Annotated in this window: 2 protein-coding genes; one reads left to right on the plus strand and one right to left on the minus strand. The window is 64.8% G+C overall.

Translation table 11 applies throughout. The features are described from left to right. On the plus strand, window positions 1–796 hold a 796-nt coding region (locus tag J9889_RS17850; protein WP_246878121.1), incomplete at its 5' end, for an FGGY-family carbohydrate kinase. Window positions 797–972: 176 nt separating this feature from the next. Here J9889_RS17850 and J9889_RS17855 read toward each other — a convergent pair. Beyond that, window positions 973–1338 (minus strand): LysR substrate-binding domain-containing protein (locus tag J9889_RS17855; protein ID WP_246878122.1); only part of this gene is annotated, 366 nt, incomplete at its 5' end.

Genomic DNA, 1338 nt, shown 5'->3' on the forward strand with positions numbered 1-1338 from the left:
CATCCCCATCGCCGGTATCGCCGGTGACCAGCAGTCCGCCCTGTTCGGCCAGCTCTGCTTCGAAAAAGGGATGGCCAAGAACACCTACGGTACCGGCTGCTTCATGCTGATGAACACCGGCACCGAGCCGGTTCGCTCCAGCAACGGCCTGCTGACCACGGTCGCCATCGGCCCGAAAGGGGAAGTGAACTACGCACTGGAAGGGGCGGTATTTATGGGTGGCGCCACCATCCAGTGGCTGCGCGATGAGCTCAAGATCATCCACGATGCCCGCGATACCGACTACTTCGCGAGCAAGGTAGGCGACACCAACGGCGTCTACCTGGTACCGGCCTTCGTGGGCCTGGGCGCCCCCTACTGGGATCCGTATGCTCGCGGCACCATGGTCGGCCTGACCCGTGGCGCCAACCGCAACCACATCATCCGTGCCGCGCTCGAATCCATCGCCTACCAGAGCCGCGACGTGCTGGATGCCATGCAGCAGGACTCCGGCATCAAGCTGGCAGCCCTGAAGGTGGATGGCGGCGCCGTGGCCAACGACTTCCTGATGCAGTTCCAGGCCGACATGATGCACACCCCTGTGGTGCGTCCGACCCGCATCGAGACCACCGCCATGGGCGCCGCCTTCCTGGCCGGCCTCGCCGTGGGCTTCTGGAAGAGCTCCGACGAGCTGGAAGACAAGTTCAGCGTGGACCGCGAGTTCATTCCGCAGATGGACCGCGACGATCGCGCCAAGCGCTACAGCGGCTGGAAGAAGGCGGTGGAACGCTCACGCCGCTGGGCCGAAGAGGAGTGATGGGGTAACCAACGCGTCCTTGAGATGAAAAAAGCAAAGAGGCCGACAGCGATGTCGGCCTCTTTATATTGGCGCTAGCAAGCCCCTCGGCCCCCTCCCCTTGAGGAGTGGGAATGATGGCCCCTCCTCCTCGTGGAGGGGAAGGGCGGGAGGGGATTGGCCCTGTCGGAACACGCCTAGAGCGCGTGGTTGCCGAGCTGCTCTTTCAGGAAATCGAGCCAGACCCGCAGCCGGATGTCCCGCTGGGCATCGGAGTAGAAGACCGCATGGATGGGGCGCGAGGCGCCGCTGTTGCTGCGGGCCAGCACCTCCACCAGCGCCCCGCTCGCCCTGTCATCCCCCGTCATGAAGTCCGACAGGCAGACGATCCCCTGCCCCGCCAGCGCCAGCTGACGCAAGGTTTCCCCGCTGCTGGCCCGCAGGGTCGGGGTGATGGCGAACCTGTCCCCCTGCTCCTCGCTCAATAGGGGCCAATGATTGAGGTGATCGGGGTGCAAAAAACCAAGCAGCTCGTGGCCAGCCAGCAAGTCAGCCGGCTGGCG

This window comes from Aeromonas sp. PrichA-15, assembly GCF_017939245.1.
Lineage (GTDB): Bacteria > Pseudomonadota > Gammaproteobacteria > Enterobacterales > Aeromonadaceae > Aeromonas > Aeromonas caviae.